The sequence below is a fragment of the Paenibacillus sp. JT22N12 genome (genome assembly GCF_056269365.1).
Genome location: NZ_JBWDNU010000001.1, coordinates 1,110,518 through 1,129,753 on the forward strand (window position 1 = coordinate 1,110,518; position 19,236 = coordinate 1,129,753).

14 protein-coding genes are annotated in these 19,236 nt (G+C 47.3%); 2 read left to right on the plus strand and 12 right to left on the minus strand.

Features of this window, described 5'->3' with window-relative positions; genetic code table 11:
- Positions 1 to 73: 73 nt before the first annotated feature.
- The 6 genes from AC0YOA_RS04585 to AC0YOA_RS04610 all read right to left on the minus strand — a co-directional run bounded on the left by AC0YOA_RS04585 (position 74) and on the right by AC0YOA_RS04610 (position 6,964).
- A complete protein-coding gene (locus tag AC0YOA_RS04585; protein ID WP_475785604.1) occupies positions 74 to 1,720 on the minus strand; it encodes a type 2 periplasmic-binding domain-containing protein in 1,647 nt (548 codons plus the stop codon).
- A 225-nt stretch (positions 1,721 to 1,945) separates the two neighbouring features.
- A complete protein-coding gene (locus AC0YOA_RS04590) occupies positions 1,946 to 2,845 on the minus strand; it encodes a carbohydrate ABC transporter permease (RefSeq protein WP_475785605.1) in 900 nt (299 codons plus the stop codon).
- A gap of 14 nt (positions 2,846 to 2,859) precedes the next feature.
- Positions 2,860 to 3,840, minus strand: a complete 981-nt coding sequence (locus AC0YOA_RS04595) for an ABC transporter permease (RefSeq protein WP_475785606.1) — start codon at positions 3,838 to 3,840, stop codon at positions 2,860 to 2,862.
- Positions 3,841 to 4,179: 339 nt separating this feature from the next.
- On the minus strand, positions 4,180 to 5,583 hold the full coding sequence (locus AC0YOA_RS04600; RefSeq protein ID WP_475785607.1) for an alpha-L-fucosidase: 1,404 nt from the start codon (positions 5,581 to 5,583) through the stop codon (positions 4,180 to 4,182).
- Positions 5,584 to 5,791: 208 nt separating this feature from the next.
- Complete coding sequence (locus AC0YOA_RS04605) at positions 5,792 to 6,343, minus strand: DUF5412 family protein (RefSeq protein WP_475785608.1); 552 nt, start codon at positions 6,341 to 6,343, stop codon at positions 5,792 to 5,794.
- Between the two features lie 177 nt (positions 6,344 to 6,520).
- On the minus strand, positions 6,521 to 6,964 hold the full coding sequence (locus tag AC0YOA_RS04610; protein WP_475785609.1) for an Lrp/AsnC family transcriptional regulator: 444 nt from the start codon (positions 6,962 to 6,964) through the stop codon (positions 6,521 to 6,523).
- A 148-nt stretch (positions 6,965 to 7,112) separates the two neighbouring features.
- Between AC0YOA_RS04610 and AC0YOA_RS04615 the strand changes: the two genes are divergently transcribed.
- Positions 7,113 to 7,940 (plus strand): alpha/beta fold hydrolase, encoded by an 828-nt coding sequence (locus AC0YOA_RS04615; RefSeq protein ID WP_475785610.1) that lies wholly within the window; start codon positions 7,113 to 7,115, stop codon positions 7,938 to 7,940.
- Between the two features lie 101 nt (positions 7,941 to 8,041).
- Here AC0YOA_RS04615 and AC0YOA_RS04620 read toward each other — a convergent pair whose 3' ends face one another.
- The 5 genes from AC0YOA_RS04620 to AC0YOA_RS04640 all read right to left on the minus strand — a co-directional run bounded on the left by AC0YOA_RS04620 (position 8,042) and on the right by AC0YOA_RS04640 (position 14,915).
- Positions 8,042 to 8,668 (minus strand): hypothetical protein, encoded by a 627-nt coding sequence (locus AC0YOA_RS04620; protein ID WP_475785611.1) that lies wholly within the window; start codon positions 8,666 to 8,668, stop codon positions 8,042 to 8,044.
- Positions 8,669 to 8,913: 245 nt separating this feature from the next.
- Positions 8,914 to 11,220: a helix-turn-helix domain-containing protein gene (locus AC0YOA_RS04625; protein WP_475785612.1), complete on the minus strand. Its 2,307-nt coding sequence runs from the start codon at positions 11,218 to 11,220 to the stop codon at positions 8,914 to 8,916.
- 142 nt (positions 11,221 to 11,362) lie between these two features.
- Positions 11,363 to 12,241, minus strand: a complete 879-nt coding sequence (locus AC0YOA_RS04630) for a carbohydrate ABC transporter permease (protein ID WP_475785613.1) — start codon at positions 12,239 to 12,241, stop codon at positions 11,363 to 11,365.
- 12 nt (positions 12,242 to 12,253) lie between these two features.
- Positions 12,254 to 13,210 (minus strand): ABC transporter permease, encoded by a 957-nt coding sequence (locus tag AC0YOA_RS04635; RefSeq protein WP_475785805.1) that lies wholly within the window; start codon positions 13,208 to 13,210, stop codon positions 12,254 to 12,256.
- A 103-nt stretch (positions 13,211 to 13,313) separates the two neighbouring features.
- Positions 13,314 to 14,915 (minus strand): type 2 periplasmic-binding domain-containing protein, encoded by a 1,602-nt coding sequence (locus AC0YOA_RS04640; RefSeq protein ID WP_475785614.1) that lies wholly within the window; start codon positions 14,913 to 14,915, stop codon positions 13,314 to 13,316.
- Between the two features lie 484 nt (positions 14,916 to 15,399).
- On the opposite strand from AC0YOA_RS04640, the gene AC0YOA_RS04645 reads away from it, so the two are divergent.
- Entirely contained in the window at positions 15,400 to 16,302 is a 903-nt protein-coding gene (locus tag AC0YOA_RS04645) for a manganese catalase family protein (RefSeq protein ID WP_475785615.1), read from the plus strand.
- A 229-nt stretch (positions 16,303 to 16,531) separates the two neighbouring features.
- Here the strand turns inward: AC0YOA_RS04645 and ppsA are convergent, their stop codons facing one another.
- Positions 16,532 to 19,126, minus strand: coding sequence for a phosphoenolpyruvate synthase (ppsA, locus tag AC0YOA_RS04650; RefSeq protein ID WP_475785616.1), 2,595 nt, complete (start codon positions 19,124 to 19,126; stop codon positions 16,532 to 16,534).
- Positions 19,127 to 19,236 lie beyond the last annotated feature (110 nt).

The window sequence follows — 19,236 nt, forward strand, 5'->3', positions numbered from 1 at the left end:
GTTGTCAAAGGAGAAGACTGCTCCGCGTCATGTCTGACAGGCAGAGCAGCCCTTGTGAACAAACGTTGTGTTACTACTGGGTTTTCTCTATCGCACGCTGATAGATATCAAGATAATTGCCAAGGCCCAAGCCGTCGAAGCCTTTTACATACGCATCCCAATCCTTCTCGATGCTCTTGCTGCCGATAATGAACTGAGCCATGTTGGTTTGCACGTAATCCTTCACTGCCGTGGTCAGCTGCGCTGCCGATTCGGTATCCTCCGGGCGAATAAATACATTCGAAGGGTACGTCTCTTGCGGAGCAAACGGCTTGTAGACATTGGTTGCTTGCGCCAGACGCGTGCCGTAGCCTTCCGCCGATAAAGGATCCTGTCCTTCTGCAAACAAGTTGCGGAACGTATTGGACAAGTCATGCGCTCCGATTTGCGACCAGCTCTCGTTGACTATGACGTTCGGATCGCGTTCCGGAAGATTATAGTACGTGTATTTGGCTGGTTCGCCGTTGATGTTCTTCTCATCCGCACTGGCTAATTTCCAGCCTTTCCCTTCCGTTGGCCCATATTCCGCATACAGGGCGCCTTCTTCGCTGAACATGTAATCGACAATTTTAATTGCGGCTATCTGCTGTTCTTCCGAAGCTTTGTTGGTGATCGCGAATTCGAATTCCCCTACGCTTTGCGTGACGCCGGTCGTTTGTACGCCGTCCGGCCCTTTCAGCGGAGGCACAATGTCCCAGTGCTGATGGCGGGTAAGCTTCTTGTCATACGTATCGACCAAATAGCTGACGAGCGCCGTTGTAATGGAACCGACGATTTCATCGCCTTCCTTCCTGCCCAGCTGCGAGACCGCCTGATCGTTCTGCGTGAACGAAGCTGGATCGACCAGACCTGCCGCATAAAGCTTGTTCATGTATTCCAGACCCTTCTTCCAACCCTCCTGGTTGGCAGCAAACTCCACTTTCCCGTCCTTGACGATCAAATACTTATCGTTGTCATTATAGATGAAGCTATTCATCAAATAAGCATCGATACTCCCGTTCCATACATATTTGTTCGGTGCGCCGGTGAGCGGGATTTCATCCGCCTTGCCGTTGCCGTTCGGATCCTTTTCCTTGAACGCCTTAAGCACCGTGTACAGCTCATCCGTCGTCGTCGGCATTGCAAGGCCCACCTTGTCGAGCCACTCTGTGTTGATCCAGTATTTCTGCGCATACGTACAGTGGTAGCATTCATTGAATATAGGCAGCGCATAGATGTTGCCGTCCGGTGCGGTGATTGCCTCTTTGAAATACGGCTTCTCTTCCATTATCTTCGTAAGGTTCGGTCCATACTTGGCAATCAAATCGTTCAGCGGGAGGAATACTCCCTGTTTCCCGTAAGTCTGGAGATCCGAGGTTGTGAACTTGCCGTGAAGGAACACTTCGGGATAGTCACCGCTCGCGAGCAGCAATTGCCTGCGATCCTGCAGAGCGTCTGTTGGAGCCAGATCCCATTTCAGCTTAACGTCAAACTTCTCTTCGATAAATTTCGTGAAGTCGTTGTCTTCCATAGGGGCCTTGCCCTGCGGAGCAAAGAAGGTCATCGTTACGGGGCCGGCGCTTTCCCCGCTTCCGCTTCCGCTGCTGCTTTCTGTATTTTTCTCCTCTGATGTACTGCAAGCAGAGAGCACCGAAACCGCAGCCATGATTACCAGCAGCATCGAAATCCAAGATTTTCTCAAACCTGACTCCTCCTTTTGTAAAATAGAAGAAAGTATAAATTTCCGCCATACTTTGCCGAAATGAAACGCGCTTCTCCGCCAAAGGACGGCTGAAGCCGTTTCACCTTGTAACGCGGCATACACTCATGTTAATGTACGCTATTAATCCCTAACCCGAAATCCACGGCGCTCCCCGCACCTCCTCTCAAGCCGCTTTTGTGGATCGTGGTGGATACCACGGATGTTCTATCCTTTCAAGGAGCCCACCATAACCCCTTTGACAAAATGTCTTTGAACGAACGGGTACATGATGAGAACAGGGATACTGGCTACAACGATCAATGCATATTTGAGCACCTGCTCGAACCCCTGATCGCGGATTTGCTGGCTCGTATTGGCCAACATCGCCGGATCGGCGGCGTTCAGGATCAGCAGATTGCGCAGCACATATTGCAGCGGGAACAAGTTCTCGGACCGCAGATAAATCAGCGCATCGAAGTAAGCATTCCAGTGGCCGACCGCATACATCAGGGTCATGACGGCCAGGATCGGCTTCGATAACGGAAGAACGACGCTGACCAAAAACCGGGTATCCCGGCAGCCATCCACTTCCGCCGCCTCCCCCAGCTCCTCCGGAATCGAAGACTGGAAGAACGTTCTGGCCACGATGACCTGGAATACAGCCAGTGCTCCAGGCAGCCACATCGCCCATCGCGTATCCAGCAGATGAATATCCTTCATGAGCAGGTAGGTCGGAATGAGACCTCCGTCGAAGAACATCGTGATCATCATAAGGATCATAATAGCGCTCCGGCCATAAAACGTCTTGCGGGCCAAGGGATACGCCAGCATAACGGTCAGCACCACATTAATCAAAGTCCCTACGACGGTGTAGATGATTGTATTATAGAAACCCAACATCAGCTGCGAGCTTTTAAAAATAGAAACATACGCCTTGAAGTTTAAATCGACCGGAAACAGCCAGACCTGCCCCGATGTGACCGCCCGGGAGGAACTGAAGGAAGAGCTGACAATATAGAGCAGCGGGTAAAAGACGACCAACAGCACAATAATCAGAAATACATAGTTGAAACCCATGAAGATGCGGTCGCCAAGCGGATCCTTGATCTGATTTCGTTTAAACATAAATATCCCCTCCTTTACCACAGGCTGTTCTTAGAGACTCTTCTGGAAATGGCATTGACAAGGATAAGCAGAATCAGGTTAATGATGGAGTTAAACAACCCTACAGCCGAGGAAAAGCTGAAGTTCGCCCCGATCAGACCCACTTTGTACACATAAGTCGAAATAACCTCAGAAGCACTCGTATTCAACGGATTTTGCATCAAATAAATTTTCTCGAAGCCGACTCCCATAATGCTGCCAAGGCTCAAAATAAGCATAATGACGGTCACCGGGATGAGGCTCGGAATATCGATATGCCAGATCTTCTTGAGCCGGGAAGCCCCGTCCATCCGGGCGGCTTCATATAGGGCAGGGTCCACCCCGGCCAGTGCCGCGATATAAATAATGGAAGAATAGCCCATCCCCTGCCACACACCCGACCATACATAGATGGATTTGAAATATTCCGGAATGCCCATAAAGTTGGTCATCGAGAATCCAAAAAAGGAGAACAGCCTGTCTACTATCCCTACATGAGGAGACAGCATCAGAATAATAATGGATACCATAACGACCGTTGAGATAAAATGCGGGGCGTACGTTACCATCTGCACCGTCTTTTTGAAATAACCCGTGCGAATTTCGTTCAAAGCTAGAGCGAGCAGGATCGGAACCGGAAAACCAGCCAGCAAGGAATAGAAGCTGATTCCAATTGTGTTTTTGATAAGCAGCCAGAAGTTAGGAGAGTTGAAGAAGGCTTCAAAGTGCTTGAAGCCGACCCACGGGCTCCCCCAAATGCCTTTAACCACACTAAAGTCTTTGAAGGCGATTTGCACGCCGACCATCGGAATGTACTTAAAGATTAATAGATACACTACCGGAGGCAGCACCAATAAATAGAGCTCCCAATGTTTTTTGATGCTTTTAATGAAAGGATGCCTTTTTTTGCGTTTGGGCGGATTGATTCCTTTCTGGAGCTTCATCTGTGCGGGTATGCTTTCTGTAACTTGACTCATTCATGTCACCCCTTATGCGTATTGTGTCATAATACTTTACATAAACCTTCATTATTTATCTCTTATAGTTTCCGAAATTTCCTTGTAAAGATTTATTATGTAAAGATACATGTCAGGAAACGCTTTCTTAAGTGGTATGAATTGATAGTACCTTGAGAGGCGTTCTTTAAGCAATTTGCAATTTTCTCATACCTCTCCATATTCCATAAACCCTTGTCCGACAAGGAAAATCCGTTGTTTTGAGCCTGATAGCCTGCCTGAATCGCTTGCGTTCCGCCCGCAACCCCTTGCACAATAAAAAAACCGGGGGCACTGCTCCCCCGGAATTCCTGAACCTGCTTATTCGGTTGCAATCAATCGAAATACATGGGTAATCGGCGCTTGCTCCGTGACGGCCGCTTGCGGAAGTTCAACCACCAGCCCTTCGTCCGTGCGATTGAACTCCAGACGCCCGCCCGTTCCGACGAACTCAATCCGTTCTACACTTCCTGTGTAAGGAATGACCGTCTGCTGACGCACAGGCTCATTCTCATTCTTGTACAGGCGGAAAGCGTAGGTTGTGTCTGCCTTGCAGGTGAATGCCCATGCTCCCGTGAAATAAGGGCCGCAAATTCTTGTTCCGTAGATTCCTTCACCATACACGTTGAGCCATGCGCCAAGATCCTTGATGCTCCGAACCGCGCCTCCCGGAAGGCGACCGTCCGGCTGCGGCCCGACGTTCAGCGCCAGGTTCCCGCCCTTGGCTACCACCTCCAGGAGGATGTGAGCCAGTTGTCTTGCCGTCTTATAACGGTCATCGAATCCGAAGGCAAAGGAATTCCCGACCGTAATACAGCTCTCCCACGGGATATTCATCGGCCGATCTGGGATCGTCTGCTCCGGGGTTACAATATTCTCGTAGGGACCTCCGACCGTACGGTCCGCGGCCAAGAGCCAGGGCTGTGTCTTCCGGGCCTTCTCAACGACCTCACCCAGCCGGATATCCTGGCCTCTTCGGCCCGCCCGCACCCAGCCCGCATCCAGCCACAAGCATTCTATCCGGCCGTATTTGGTCAACAGCTCCATAATCTGTTCATGCGTGAATTCCACGAACTTCTCCCACATCCAGGGATATTGTTCCGGATCATAGGAAGGGCCGCGCCACATATGCCGCCCGCGCTCCTTACCGGGCGCCCAGTAATAGGGCGTATGCCAGTCCGCCTTCGAGAAATAAGCCGAGATCCCCAATCCTTTGGCGCGGAAAGCGTCAAATAGCTCCCGGCAAATATCCGCATATTGATGGGTATGAAACGGTGTGTCCGGTCCCGTAATGCGATAATCGGTCGTATGCGTATCCCACATGCAGAACCCGTCATGGTGCTTGGTGGTAAACAGAAAATATTTGAAGCCATTGTCGGCGGCAAGCTCTGCCCATTTCTTCGGTTCAAACCGAATCGGGTTGAAGGTTTTGTTCAGATCGAAGTATTGGCGCTTGAACTGCTCCATGTCGTCGATCCAGTCGATGTCATTGCGGGACCAATCCCCGTCATCATCACTTAACGCCCAGGATTCTACCAGTCCAAGCTGCGAATACGGCCCCCAATGCATCATGAGGCCGAGCTTCTGATCCTTGAACCATTCCAGGCGTTCATTCAGCAGCGGATCCTCCGGCTTGACCCATTCTTCCTCTTTGCTGAAATTGTGCACGCCGGATTCAACCACCTGTTCTTCCTGATCCGGCAGTGTGTCCTTCGATTCGCTCATCGCATTCATTCCCTTCCCACTACGCTGATGTTCACAACCAACGTATACCCTTTTCCCCGGAACAGCACAATTCTCAATAATCGTTTGCTATGCTATTTTCCATTTGCTCCTCCTGAAACCGGTGAAAAGACGGGGGTGTTGTGGTGACTTTCACTTTACACGAATCCATATATGGGCCTCTTTGTTTTTCTAGCTGTCGCACTTATTATTACAATCTGTCAAATATAAATAAAGTTCCGCCTTCCTTTAAATCCAATTCATGATTGTTAATCAAAATGATATGGTTATTTGCCCATTCAATATCAGCTTGATCCACTCTTCGTTCAATATAAATCTTTTTCTTAAACCAGAGAGGTCCATTTAATTCACCCATTATTCCGAACGTCCCCATGGCCCCTGCATCGGTATAGTAAAAATCGATCGTATAGTGGTTGTCTGGGGAGTGTGCCGTCTTCAAAAATACTTTTGCTCCTGAAAACATGGTTGTGAATGATAGGGCAATTAATAGAACGAAGGATAATGCTACTGAAAGAAGCACAGTTAACCAACTTCTCATTCTTGCAAACCAACTGGATTTATCTTTAAAACCTATAATAGCTAAGATCAAAGCGAGAATGGACAGTAATAAAATCATATAATTAGGCGGGGCAATTAACCAAATGTCGTGAACATTTGAATATACAGAATATGCTGTTGTCAGGGAACAAAATAAACTTAAAAAGAAGGAAACGAGATTATACTTTGATTGCCGATTTTTCAATTTTATTTTCCTCCTTGTATTTGCTATATTCTTCAGACTGCAAACCCCCTCCCACAACTGCCGATTAACGTCTCAAAGGGCTGCCATACGGCAGCCCCTCTGTTTGTTAGAATAATAGTTCGCCGCTTTCTTTAATCTTTAAGATTACGACTGTCTGACGTCCTTGCCCAGTTTGCTTTAATTAAGTCCATCATGGCTTGCGACAATGCTCTTATCCTCGAATCGCGTGGAGAGAACGACGAGGGTCGACGAAAATCCAAATGTGTTGCACGTTTCAAGGAAGGTTTCCAAGGTTTCGCTTGTTTCGGTTACAACCTTTAATAAATAATTATACTCTCCGCTGGTTCTGTAGAAATCGACTATCTCGGGAGCAGTTTCGCCGAAAGCTTCAAACTCCTTGCATTTATTCGATTTAAACAGTACAAACGCGGTTGTATACTTGCCAAGCTTAGACGGGGAAAGCTCTGCCCGATAGCCCGTGATGATGCCCTGATCCTCCAGCTTCCGAAGCCGTTCCGTTACAGCAGGCTGCGACATGGCGATTATTCGACTCATCTCGGAAATCGTGATTCTGGCATTATCATGAAGTGTTGACAATATTTTATAATCAATGTGATCCATGATCAGAACACCTCATTTTTATAAGTCAGGATCGGAAAACAACGATAGAATTAAGTTTTCAGGCCATAAACTCCTTAATAATCTCATTTAAATTGTAGGGCAATTCCAATAAAATGTCACTAACAACCAGTGAGGGAGAATGAAAACGATGACAATGACATCAAACGAAACCAGAGCGGCTGAAGGGTTAAACTTTTTCACAACCGGTGACGGAGTTCGGATTTCTTATCAAATCAACGGATCAGCCGGTAAACCGGTATTGATGCTTGCAAACTCCATCGCCACCTCGATGAGCATGTGGGATGGCCAGATAGCTGATTTTTCTCGGCATTTCCGCGTACTTCGCTACGACTATCGGGGGCATGGCGAATCGGATACGCCCGCCGGTCCGTATTCATTCGACAGACTGGGACGGGATGTAATCGAACTGCTCGACGCACTTCACATCGACCGTGTGCATTTCCTCGGGCTGTCGCTGGGCGGTGTCATCGGACAATGGCTCGGCATCTATGCTCCCGAGCGGGTCGACCGGCTGATTCTGAGCAATACCTCCTCCTACCTGGGACCGGCCGGGCAATGGGAGAACCTGATCGCCTCTGTGCAGCAACCAGAGAAACGGACCGAATTCGCCGATATGTTCATGAAGAACTGGTTCCCTTCGCATATGCTGGAGCCGCAGAACCCGCTCGTCACGTCGTTTCGCAAGATGGTGATCGCTACTCGTGCGCAGGGAATTGCAGGAAGCTGGGCTGCGATCCGTGACATGGATATGCGCCGGACGGTCGCCCTTATCAGCAGCCCGACACTTGTCATTGCTGGCCAGTATGATACAGTGACGCTTCCCAGCCACAGCGAATTGATCGCTCAGACGATGCCAAATGCAAAACTCGTCATGCTGCCCGCAGTTCACCTGTCGAATGTGGAGTATCAAGCCGAATTCCTCAGCGCCGTGTTCGAATTCCTGCAATCGAAATAAGGAAAAGCTGTTATCAGCTATTACATACTATTGCACGATCCTACCCGTTCAGCTTGACGAAGGGCTGCCCAAGAGGCAGCCCTTTATCCGTTAAATACGGTTCAAAATTCTTCGTTATGATGTATATCTCTGACTATCTCCAGCTCGTCCCAATAAATAGGCGTACCCCAGAAAGGAAAGAGCGTCTCGAAAAGCACCTTCTTCTGTTCCAAATTACCCGAATAAGTGTCCACGCCTTCAAACAGGACCTTGGCACGATAGCCGCGATGATGCAGTTCCTGGAGAGTGCTCAGAACGCAGATTTCGAGCACCAGTCCGATCAAGACAATGTCTTGCCCGGAGCCCGGTGGTCCGATTGTTTCGGACAACCATTTGCTGAAACCATTCGGCGAGGGATACGGGACACCCGGAAGATCATTCGCTTTACCGGCACCTTCACGAATCCACGTCGGCGACGGTTCGGACTTCACCCATGTAGAAGGGTGTTTGATGTCGTCGGGGATGAGAGATTCATACCCCCACATACCCGGGACACATACAGAAGTATCCTTTCCAGGCTCGCTAGCACGATAATCCGAGATAATCTCAACAATCGTGCAACCTCGCTCGCGGACAAACGGGAATACTGTGTCCCTGATGAATTGCACGCACGGGCGCCGGCTGTAATGGGCGCCACCTGCAGTGGCGAAGTCGTTCTGCAGATCAATAGACAGGAAAACGACTGACATATTGCACCTCCGTAGATCATACCTTTTGTGCTGGAAGATACCGTACTGCATAATTTCCCCAATATGCTCAAAACCCATATTAACATAGGTTTCTACTTTCCGCCCGTTAGTGTGGAAAGGTAGTCGAATGACACCTATATTTATTCGTTACTTTAATGGATAAGAGGAGCTGCCGCGTAGCAAGCCCCCCCACTATTAAAGTATCGAGCATCCCCTTGTCGCACCGCAATAATTATGATGAATAATCAGCAGCTGTCGCGGTACTTGCCCGGCGTAATGCCCTCTACCTTCTTGAATACGCGGATCAGGACGAGATCGTTCGCATAGCCAACCTTTTGGGCAATTTGGGCAATCGTTAAGTCTTTTGTGGAAATTAGTCTTTTCGCTTGATGGATACGACATTGTGCAATGTAATCGGTGATGTTCCGGCCGCTCGTTTTCTTGAAAAAAGTCGAGACATACTGTGGTGTCCGGCTGAATTTTTCTGCAATCATATTAAGTCCCATATACGGATCGGAGTAATGATTATCGATAAAAGCAGTCATTTCCTGCAGCAGCTGATCGCTATGGCAGCCCCGGTCGGCTTTGAGAGAAAGGGTCAGCGACAGAAACATTTGCTTCATCTGTACATGCATCTCTTCGGCCGTTGCACAGGCCAAAATGGTTGTGATGGCTTCGAATTGACCGTCAACCTGCTCTCTGAGCCGTGCCCTTGTTACGTTAATGAGCTTCAAATGCGTGCTTGCCAAATCAAAAAACAGGCAACGGGCGAGTCCGGGTGTAATCGGATTAGAAGTGAAATTGACCGCGTACAAATTATTCAACAGCTTGCCGACGCTTTCTGCATCACCGCTGCGGACATAATTCATCAATTGTATTTCTGTCTCCATGGGATAATAGTAGTTCTGATCTTTGCAGTTTATTTCGTGAAAATATATAATCGCGCTCCCTTTGATCATCTTATACTCCATAGCCGCGAGCGCCTCAACATAAGCGCTCCCGATCCGCTGCCATCCTTCGTGAATGTTGCTGACGGCCAGGGTAATGGCGATTTTGAATTGGTGCTCCACCACCTCCTTGAGTGTACTGACGAGCTTCTCCGTATCCTGCATAGCTTCGTTCAGGCGATTTTCCTTGAAATTAAGCAGAATGACGAGACGATCGCGGTCGAGTTCAATACAATATCCGGCATGATGCTCGTGAATCAGATCGGTACAAATGTTTGAAATGACAAAACGGGTCAACGCCCACTGCCGCTCGGAATGCTCTTTGGAAAATTTCCCGGCCTGATCGACCTGGATCAGAATAACTGCAAATGACCCGGACACAAACTGGATGTTCATAAAGTCGAGCGAATGGCTAAAATCTTCCGTGTGATCCACAAGCCCCCTTATGAGCCGGGACAAAAAGTTTGCCCGCATGACGGGCGTCTGCTGTTTCAGCATCCCTTGCAAATTTTTTTGTTCAATGAGTACGCTTTCAAAAGATTCCTGGATGTATTCGTATTCATTGGATATATGCGATTGTGCTGCAGTGCGGCCTTTTACGAAAGCCTTGAGCATTTGCTTTACCGGTCTGTAGTTGTGGTAAGCCATCAAATACGAGGCCACCAGCCCCCCTGCCAAATAAACCGCGAACAGCCAAATAGCGGTTACCTTGACCGAATTGACCTTCTGCATGTACAGGTCCCGCGGCATGACGGAAATGTATTTCCAACCGATTTGTTTGGAGGATGTGTAGGAAACCATCAGATCCAGTCCATTTTTTTTATAGGGGAAAAACCCGGGTTTCTCCTGCATTTGCCCAAAAACCTGCTTGCTGAGTGGAACCTGATCTGTTGTCCCGGTCAGCACCTTTTGATTGGCGTCGATAATGTAGATGTTGCTTCGGTTGGCTGACTCGATTTGCCGTATCATTTCTTTGACCTGCTTTTCATTAATCAGCACGACAAGACTTCCCTTGACGTCTGACGTGCCTTGTATGGGAATGAGAGACTGAACATACGTGATCACTTGAATGGGTTGTCGTTCCAGGCTTGCCGTAAGAGGAAGACCTCCATCCTGGATAAGTGTTTGGGAAGGCAAGTAATCCCTATTGTGACTGCTCTCCAGTACCTCCTTGCGCCAGGACTCATAATTCATGTCCTTATAGCTGTAGTAACTATTGTAGAACGTTCGGGAATCCGTGCGGACTCCCGGTTTAAGAATGGTATCGCTTCCTTTGAAATAAACGTAGTAATCCTCGATAAACTGCCCGCTGAAGCTTCTATAGCGGTTTAAATAATCCGAAATAAATTCAATGTACTTGTACGATGATTCGTCCGCCAGGTCGTTGTTCAGCAGCAGATCCATTTTGGGATTCAATGCGATTTGCTGCGACAATTGATCGACTTCTTTAACGCTGCTGTCCATGGACAGCCTGAGCTGCTCAAGCATGGCAAGGTTGGAACGGTTGGCCTGATCGACCATCGCCTTTTCCACCCGTGAATACAAGACGCCTCCGATTACAACGGGAAACAAAAGAAAGCAAATGTAAGAAATCAGCAAAGTCATGAACACGCTTCTCCGGCTGCGCCTCTTTAACCGGAGAAATTGAATGACAAAAGGAATCATAGGGGTCCCTTTCTTCACTTAGTATGCCTTTCCTCACTAATTCGTGGAAAACCGTCCGATTTCCTTCTGTTCATCCATGTTTTCACTCCTTAATCGCTCCAATCATGACGCCTTTGACAAAATATTTTTGCAAGAACGGATAGAGACACAAAATCGGCAGGGTCGATACAATGATGGTTGCATATTTGATCGTTTCCCCAATCGGCATTTTGTCCCCGACGGAGGCGCCCGTCATCATCGCGTCAGTGCTGTTTGTAATTAATATTTCCCGCAAAATAAGCTGCAGCGGATATAACTCGCGGTCACGCAAGTAGATCAATGCGGAGAAGTATGAATTCCAGTGTCCGACCGCGTACCATAATATCATCACGGCAATGACAGGCATGGACAGCGGGATAACGACCCGGAACAATATGGTCAAGTCGTTCGCTCCGTCGATTTTGGCGGATTCCTCCAGACTGACGGGTATTGCTTGAAAAGCCGTCCGCATGATGATCAGATTAAAAGTGCTGATCGCCCCTGGAATGAGCAGCGCCCAAGGCGTATTCAACATACCGAGATTGCCGATCAGCAGGTAAGAGGGAATTAGGCCTCCGCTGAATACCATCGTAATGACAATCATGAACATGATGTGATTTTTAAAATACAAATTGCGGCGAGAGAGCGCATACGCCCCCAGCGAGGTCATGAACAAGTTGATCGCGGTACCTGCCAGCACGTAAAATAGCGTGTTTTGATAACCTTTGGCAATCATGGGATTATCGAATACCGCTTTGTATGCCGACAAATTAAATCCGCGCGGTGCGAACAAGAGTCCACGGTGCTGAGCGACCTCCGAAGGATCGCTGAAGGAGGCAAAGAGGACATAAAGAAACGGATAAAGCGTTATAAAGCAAAACAGCAGCATGAGAATGACGTTGAACACGTCAAAGCTCTTCTCCCCTAAACTCCTCTTAATCATGAGTTCCCTCCTTTACCAGAGCTTATTTTCGCTCACTCGTTTACTGACGGTATTCGAGATGACAATCAGTGCAAAGCTTATGATTGAGTTAAAGAGACCTACAGCAGCGGTATACCCGTAGTTGGCCTCCAGAATCCCTTTGCGGTAGACAAATGTCGAGATGACGTCCCCGGTTTCGTAGGTCTGGGGGTTGTACATAAGCAGGACCTTCTCGCTGCCGACGCTCATCATGGATCCCACATTCAAGATCAGTAAAATCACGATGGTCGGCATAATGCCGGGGATGGTAATATGCAGACCCTGCTTCAAGCGGCCTGCCCCATCGATTTTGGCGGCTTCATAAAGCGTTGGGTCAATATTGGCAATGGCGGCCAAATAAATGATGGATCCCCAGCCTACACCTTGCCAGACGCCGGATGAAACATATAAGAAACGAAACCATCCGGGCTCCCGGAAAAAAGCGATTGAATCTAGTCCGAGAAACCCCATTATCTGGTTGATAAGTCCGTCACGGGCCAAAAAATCAACCATCATCCCGACCACGACAACGATCGATATGAAATGAGGCAAGTACGAAATCGTTTGTACGGAACGCTTGAATAAGGTGCTGCGAATTTCATTGAGCAGAAGGGCCATCAGGATAGCGGCCGGAAAACCGAACAACAGCTCATAAATGTTAATCAGGATCGTATTACGGACAAGACGCCCGAAATAATAACTGCTGAAAAACTCTTGGAAGTGATTGAATCCGATCCAGGGACTGCCGGCAATCCCTTGTCCAGGACTGAAATCCTTGAAGGCGATTTGCAAGCCGTACATGGGTCCGTAATGAAAGATGACGTAATAAGCGACAACGGGCAGCACCATCAGATAGATCAGTTTATTAACCTTTAGATCCTTTCGTATGGTGCGCCAGGCACTGTCCTTTTTCAATACTGTGGTTTTGTGTACCGCAGGCTCCGTTTGCATGACGGACATGAATATTCACTTCCTCTCGATCGCTTCCGATGATTCCCTAAAACTGCCGGGAGCTAAAACGTATGGCCCATCCTCCGGAGAATCGAAATGCCGGTTATTTACGGTTGTTGTACCTTTCCAGGGCGGCCTGTTGGATTTTCAGAGCCTCATCGAGGCCCATGCTCTGTATGGTTTGGACATAATTATCGAAGCTTTCGATCGGTTCGGCTCCCATGACGAACTTGTTGAACATTTCGTCCTTGTAGGTATTAATGTCCGCCATAATTGACGCGAACCGGCTGCTTTCATCCTTGGTCGGGGTTACGAGCGGCATCTTCTTCTCGTTGCTCGGCCCGGACCATACCGTAACCGCATCTTTCTGCTCTGGCAGCGCTAAATATTGTTCCAAATAACGCTTGTCCTGAATGAACGGACCATCCCAGGACGCCCTGTTATGGCGGGCCATAGCTTGCTGTACCGGCAGCCCGTCAGCGTTTTTCGAGATGTCATCCGTCCATTTGGGATAGCCGTCAACCAGATTGTAGCTTATGCCTTCCGTTCCAAAGTTAAACAGCATATGTCCTTCTTCGGAATAACCATAATCGAGCCATTTGACCGTTTCGATGGGGTTCTTGTTGCTTGTTGTAATCGCCGCTCCTCTTCCGTTAAACGCAAAATCGAGCTGCCCGAGCTCCGGCTTATCGCCCGGATTCAGCACGGGATACGGCACGGCCGCCAGCTTGAAGTTCGGATCTTTATCCTTCATCAGGTTGGAATATTTTCCGATTCCGCCACCAACAAGGAGCACAGCGGATCCGACTTGGTTGCCCGTGATTTTGGCATCGTACAGCTTATCATCCGTCGCTGCATAATCACGGTCCAGCAGGCCTTCTTTATACCATTTGTTCATCGTCATCAGGAATTCCTTGAATTCGGGCTGAACCGGACCGAACTTGACGGTTCCCTGGTCCTGGTAGAAGCCGTTGGTAATGCCGTATGCGCCAATGAACGCATGTGTTCCGAGTTCTGCAACCCTAAGCAGCAGAGGGATTTCATCCGGCTTGCCATTGCCGTTCGGATCCTTTACTTTAAACGCTTTCAAAACGTTGTACCATTCGTCGATCGTCGTTGGCGTTTTCAGCCCGAGCTTATCCATCCAATCCTGCCGGACTGCAGGTCCCTGGAACACCTGCAGCTCTCTGCCATCCCGGATAAACGGGAATGATATGATGCTGCCGTCGTCTGTAGTAATTTGCTTACGCCAATCCGGATGCGAGTCGAGCAGTTGTTTAAGGTTAGGAGCGTATTTATCGATATAATCATTCAATTTAATAATGGTGCCGTCTTTGACAGCCTTCTCCGGACCGCCGGGGAAGCTGGTCGTCCAATGATATTCAATGACATCAGGAAGCTTGCCCGATGTAATCATTAAGTTAAACTGCTCTGCATCCTGTCCTTGAGGCGGATGCTGGAAGTCGACTTTGACTCCGGTCCTTTGTTCCAGTCCTTTATATAGTTCGATTTCGTTATAACTTTTCATAGTTGCGGACGCTTGACCGGCCATGCCAGTCCAATACGTCAGACTGGTCAGCTTTGGAACCTCTGCCGGATCGGTAGTTGCTTCTTGTGCAGGACTGGATGAGTTACATCCAGCCAAAATGGCTGCTCCCAAGCATGTAATGAATAGAAAACTCGAAACCTGTTTCTTTTTCGTCATGAATCTATTACCTCCTTTTTCTTATCACCCGGAATCAAACACTTATCAAAGCTGCAAGGAATAGATACCTGGTGTCACATAAGCGTAATCGCAACGCTTGAATTAGGCTATAAACGATATTTAATGTCGACCTCTATTTTTATAATTTTGAACATGCTTTTTTTCATCCGGGCTGTTAAAACTAAAGGTTTAGAGCAAAAATTGATTCAGGAAACAAGAAAAGCCCACCTCATGGTGAGCTGATTCTTGCTCTGCGAGAGTTGAGTAAATACAAGCTACATGATCGCTATAGTGGCAACAACCAATACGCTAACTTATCTGATTTAGCGAAAAAACCAGTCCCCCTCAGGGGACTGGTTTAGCCTCATGAATCCTAATTTTCAGGATGTCCAATTCTCGATAAGCATAATAAATGCTTATTACTAATGATTCCAGGTTAATAGCCCTTAGCATCTCACAACCATTTTGGGAGGTAGAAAAATTTATGTTCAAGCGTATGGATGAAATAATGATTGAGATACCTTCTGTCGAGAAACCCGATCCCAATGCTGCTGCAGCCATTCAAGAATTGTTAGGCGGGAAGTTCGGCGAAATGTCGACGTTAAACAATTACCTTTACCAATCTTTTAATTTTCGTTCAAAAGAAAAACTAAAACCTTTCTATGATTTAGTTATGAGCATCACGGCGGAAGAGCTTGGCCACGTCGAGCTGGTTTCTCATGCTATTAATAACTGTCTGAGAGGCTCAACCGATTATAAAGAGCCGGACAAGACTCCTCTCGGTCAGGTCAAAGACTCGCGCTTGTCTTACCACTTTTTAGCCGGAGCGCAAGGTGCGATGCCATTTGACTCCATGGGGAATCCCTGGACGGGCGCCCATGTCTTTAACAGCGGAAATTTAGTGGAAGACCTGCTTCATAACTTTTTCCTTGAGTGTGGCGCCAGAACACATAAGATGAAGGTATATGAAATGACGGATCATCCTGCTGCCCGTGCAGTCGTTGGATTTCTCCTTGTAAGAGGGGGCGTTCATGTTGTGGCATATGCCAAAGCACTGGAAATCGCAACAGGGGTCAATGTAACGAAATTGGTGCCGATACCGTCATTGAGCAATAAATCGTTTAATGAAGCCAGAAAGTACGAGGAAAAGGGTGTTCACACGAAACTGTACACGTGGAGCGATAATGATTTTAATGCGATTGATCAGATCTGGAAAGGAACGCACCCCGAAGATGGGCTCCCGCTTGAGGTTATCCAAGGCGTACCAAAAGGGGTACCCATTCCAGAAGCCCCTTCCGCCGAAGAGGAATTTGCACCCGGAATCTCCGAAGATGATTTTAAAGCCATAGCCAAACGACTTAAATTAGCCGGTAATATTAAAGAATAGCCGCAGCCATATGAATATGCTCTTATCATCTCAAATCCCATTATGAAAGCTGTTCAGATTTTCTGGACAGCTTTCGCTTCTCATGGAGGAAGATGTTTATTATGCTGCCACTCGCCTAACTAGGATGGGTAGATAAAAGGACGAACAGGCTAACCGCCCTTTTATCCATGACAGGATGCATTTAATGCCGTCCATTATGATAGAGGCTCTTACTTGACGTATTCAGCCATTACAATATTTCGATATACCCTTCTGTTCCATGCACGCGAATTCGTTGCCCATCCTTTATCAGTCTGGTAGCATTATCCACTCCGACAACGGCCGGCAAGCCATATTCACGCGCGATAACTGCTCCATGGGTCATCAGTCCGCCAACTTCGGTGACCAGGCCTTTTATGGATACAAATAACGGTGTCCAGCCAGGATCAGTAAAGGAGGTGACTAATATATCTCCATCTTCCAGATCGGCATTTTCCATGTCTAAAATGACACGCGCTCTTCCTTCTATCACACCGGAAGAAACAGGCAGACCTATAATCGCATTGGCCGGCAAATTTTCTCGTTTGTACTCACCTGCTATGATTTCACCATCAGACGTCATGACACGCGGGGGAGTTAGCTTTTTAAAAAATTTGTAATCCTCTTTTCGTTTGTTGATGATCTGATCATCAAGTTTGTTTGTGCGTACGACTTCGTGAAGTTCTTCAAAAGTGAGATCGTATATATCTTCTTTGTCATGGATAACGCCAGCTTGAACGAGTTGTTCGGCTTCTTTCAGCAAAGCCTGCTTATAAACGAAGTAGCGGCTTACTATGCCGTATTTTGGATATTCCCGGTAGCCGATGAAATTCCGGATGAGGTCGATCATTCGTTTTGTTTCTTTGGCTTTTTGTTCACCATCCGGTAATTGCTTCAATCGGTCTATTAACTCTTGTTCTTTTTCCATAGCTTCCTGGCGCCCTTGCTCAAATTTTCGATTGCCGGCATTAGGCTCAAAGTTCTTGATGTTACCAAGAATCATAGGGACAAGTGTAATTGGTTTCTCACTCCAACGAGTTCTCGTAATATCGATTTCTCCGGCACATCGCATTCCGTATTTGCTGAGATAATCATAGATAGCGTCTTGGGTTTCCCTTCCTCCATCAAACTTAACCAGTTCATCCAGAAAGTTATCTTCTTTTGCATGCTGCAAATAATCAATCACTTCTGGATAAGGGCGAATCACATCCGCGACATCCAATAGCGCCAGACCCATTTCCGAAGTAATATTATTGGGTACAGATTGAGAAAGAGTATCTGCTGCGTTTTTTTCGCCTAACCACTCGTTCATGTTTTCATTGATCCATGATGTAGCATTTATAGCAGCCATAAACACAGCCGAACTTTGCGGGTCAAATAAGATCTTCTTTAATTGCTGGATATCTTCCAGAATAAAATCAAACAATTCCGATCCCGATTTCGCTTGAATGTTTTGTTTTAACTCTTCTATCGATGTTTGACTGCGCTTAATCAAATCAGAAACGATTGTCGGATCGTTCTCGAATTGTGGCAGCATATCTGTATTACTTCTACCCAGAATCGGAGCTGTTAGATCATTTGGTAACAATTTTATAAAATCTCGCTCTATTATGGTCATGAGTGCGCCTATTATGAGCGGATCGGATCCCAGGGTATTTAATAAAGCTTCCCGGCCGGCAGGTGTAGCCAGCCTGGGTGCAACATCAACAAACAACCTCCCGCCGGCTTTACGCATAGGTGCAGGCGTAATTAACAGGTAAAAAGACAATCCCAATGGCTTTATGGGATCTGTCATCATTTGTTGATGACCAACCGATAGATAGACGTGATTTTCTTGGGTCTTCGCTTCAGGGATCGGGTATAAAGTCGTGATCGGCCGACTCTGGACCATATAAAATGTATCATCTGCCAAACACCATTCGATATCTTGCGGGCAGCCAAAATAAGCTTCGATCTGTCTTCCGATGCGTGCCAGCTGTAAAATTTGTTGCTCAGTGAGTGTTTGAGACATCTGCTGATCAGGATCGATCTGCTTTGTCTCTGTTCCGCCTTCTTTTCGTCCATAGATAGCTATTTTTTTGGTTGCGATCCTCTTCTCAACGATTTCCTCTTCCTGTACTTTATAACAATCGGCAGATACCAAGCCGGAGACCAGCGCTTCTCCAAGTCCAAAACTGGCATCGATGGATAGCAGCTTTCGGCTTCCAGTAATCGGATCAGCGGTAAATAAAATCCCTGAAGCCTGCGGGAAAACCATCCTTTGAACGATAACGGATAAATAAACTTGCCTGTGATCGAATCCATTCTGCATACGGTAGATTACCGCGCGCTCCGTGAACAGGGAAGCCCAGCATTTGCTGATATGCTGCAAGACCGCATCTTTGCCGATGATATTTAAATAGGTGTCTTGTTGACCGGCAAAAGAAGCATGCGGCAAATCTTCAGCAGTCGCGCTAGAACGTACGGCATAAGCATGTTCATCACCAAACCGGGAGAGATAGTGAGCAACTGCATTCACAACATCGGAAGGAATTTCTACTTCCATAATGATGTGTCGCAGCTTCCTGCTGATTTCACCAATTTGATCTCGATCCTCTACTTTTAGCATGGTTAGTCGATCCAACAAAGCATGATACGTTTCGTTTTGTTCGATGGCTTTTTGATATCCCACTGTTGTAACACAAAATCCTTCCGGTACTTGCAATCCTTCAATTTTTGATAATTCCCCTAAATTCAACCCTTTTCCGCCAACGAGCCAAAGCTGCGTTTTTCCCATTTCCTGAAAATCGAGAACCAAAGAACTCATTCAACATCTCTCCTAACCGTTAAATTGAGAAAAAACATTTGACAAGAGTTTACCAGCATGGTACACTAAGAGTGTAAGGTAAAACAATTATGTCCATATGAATTTACGGA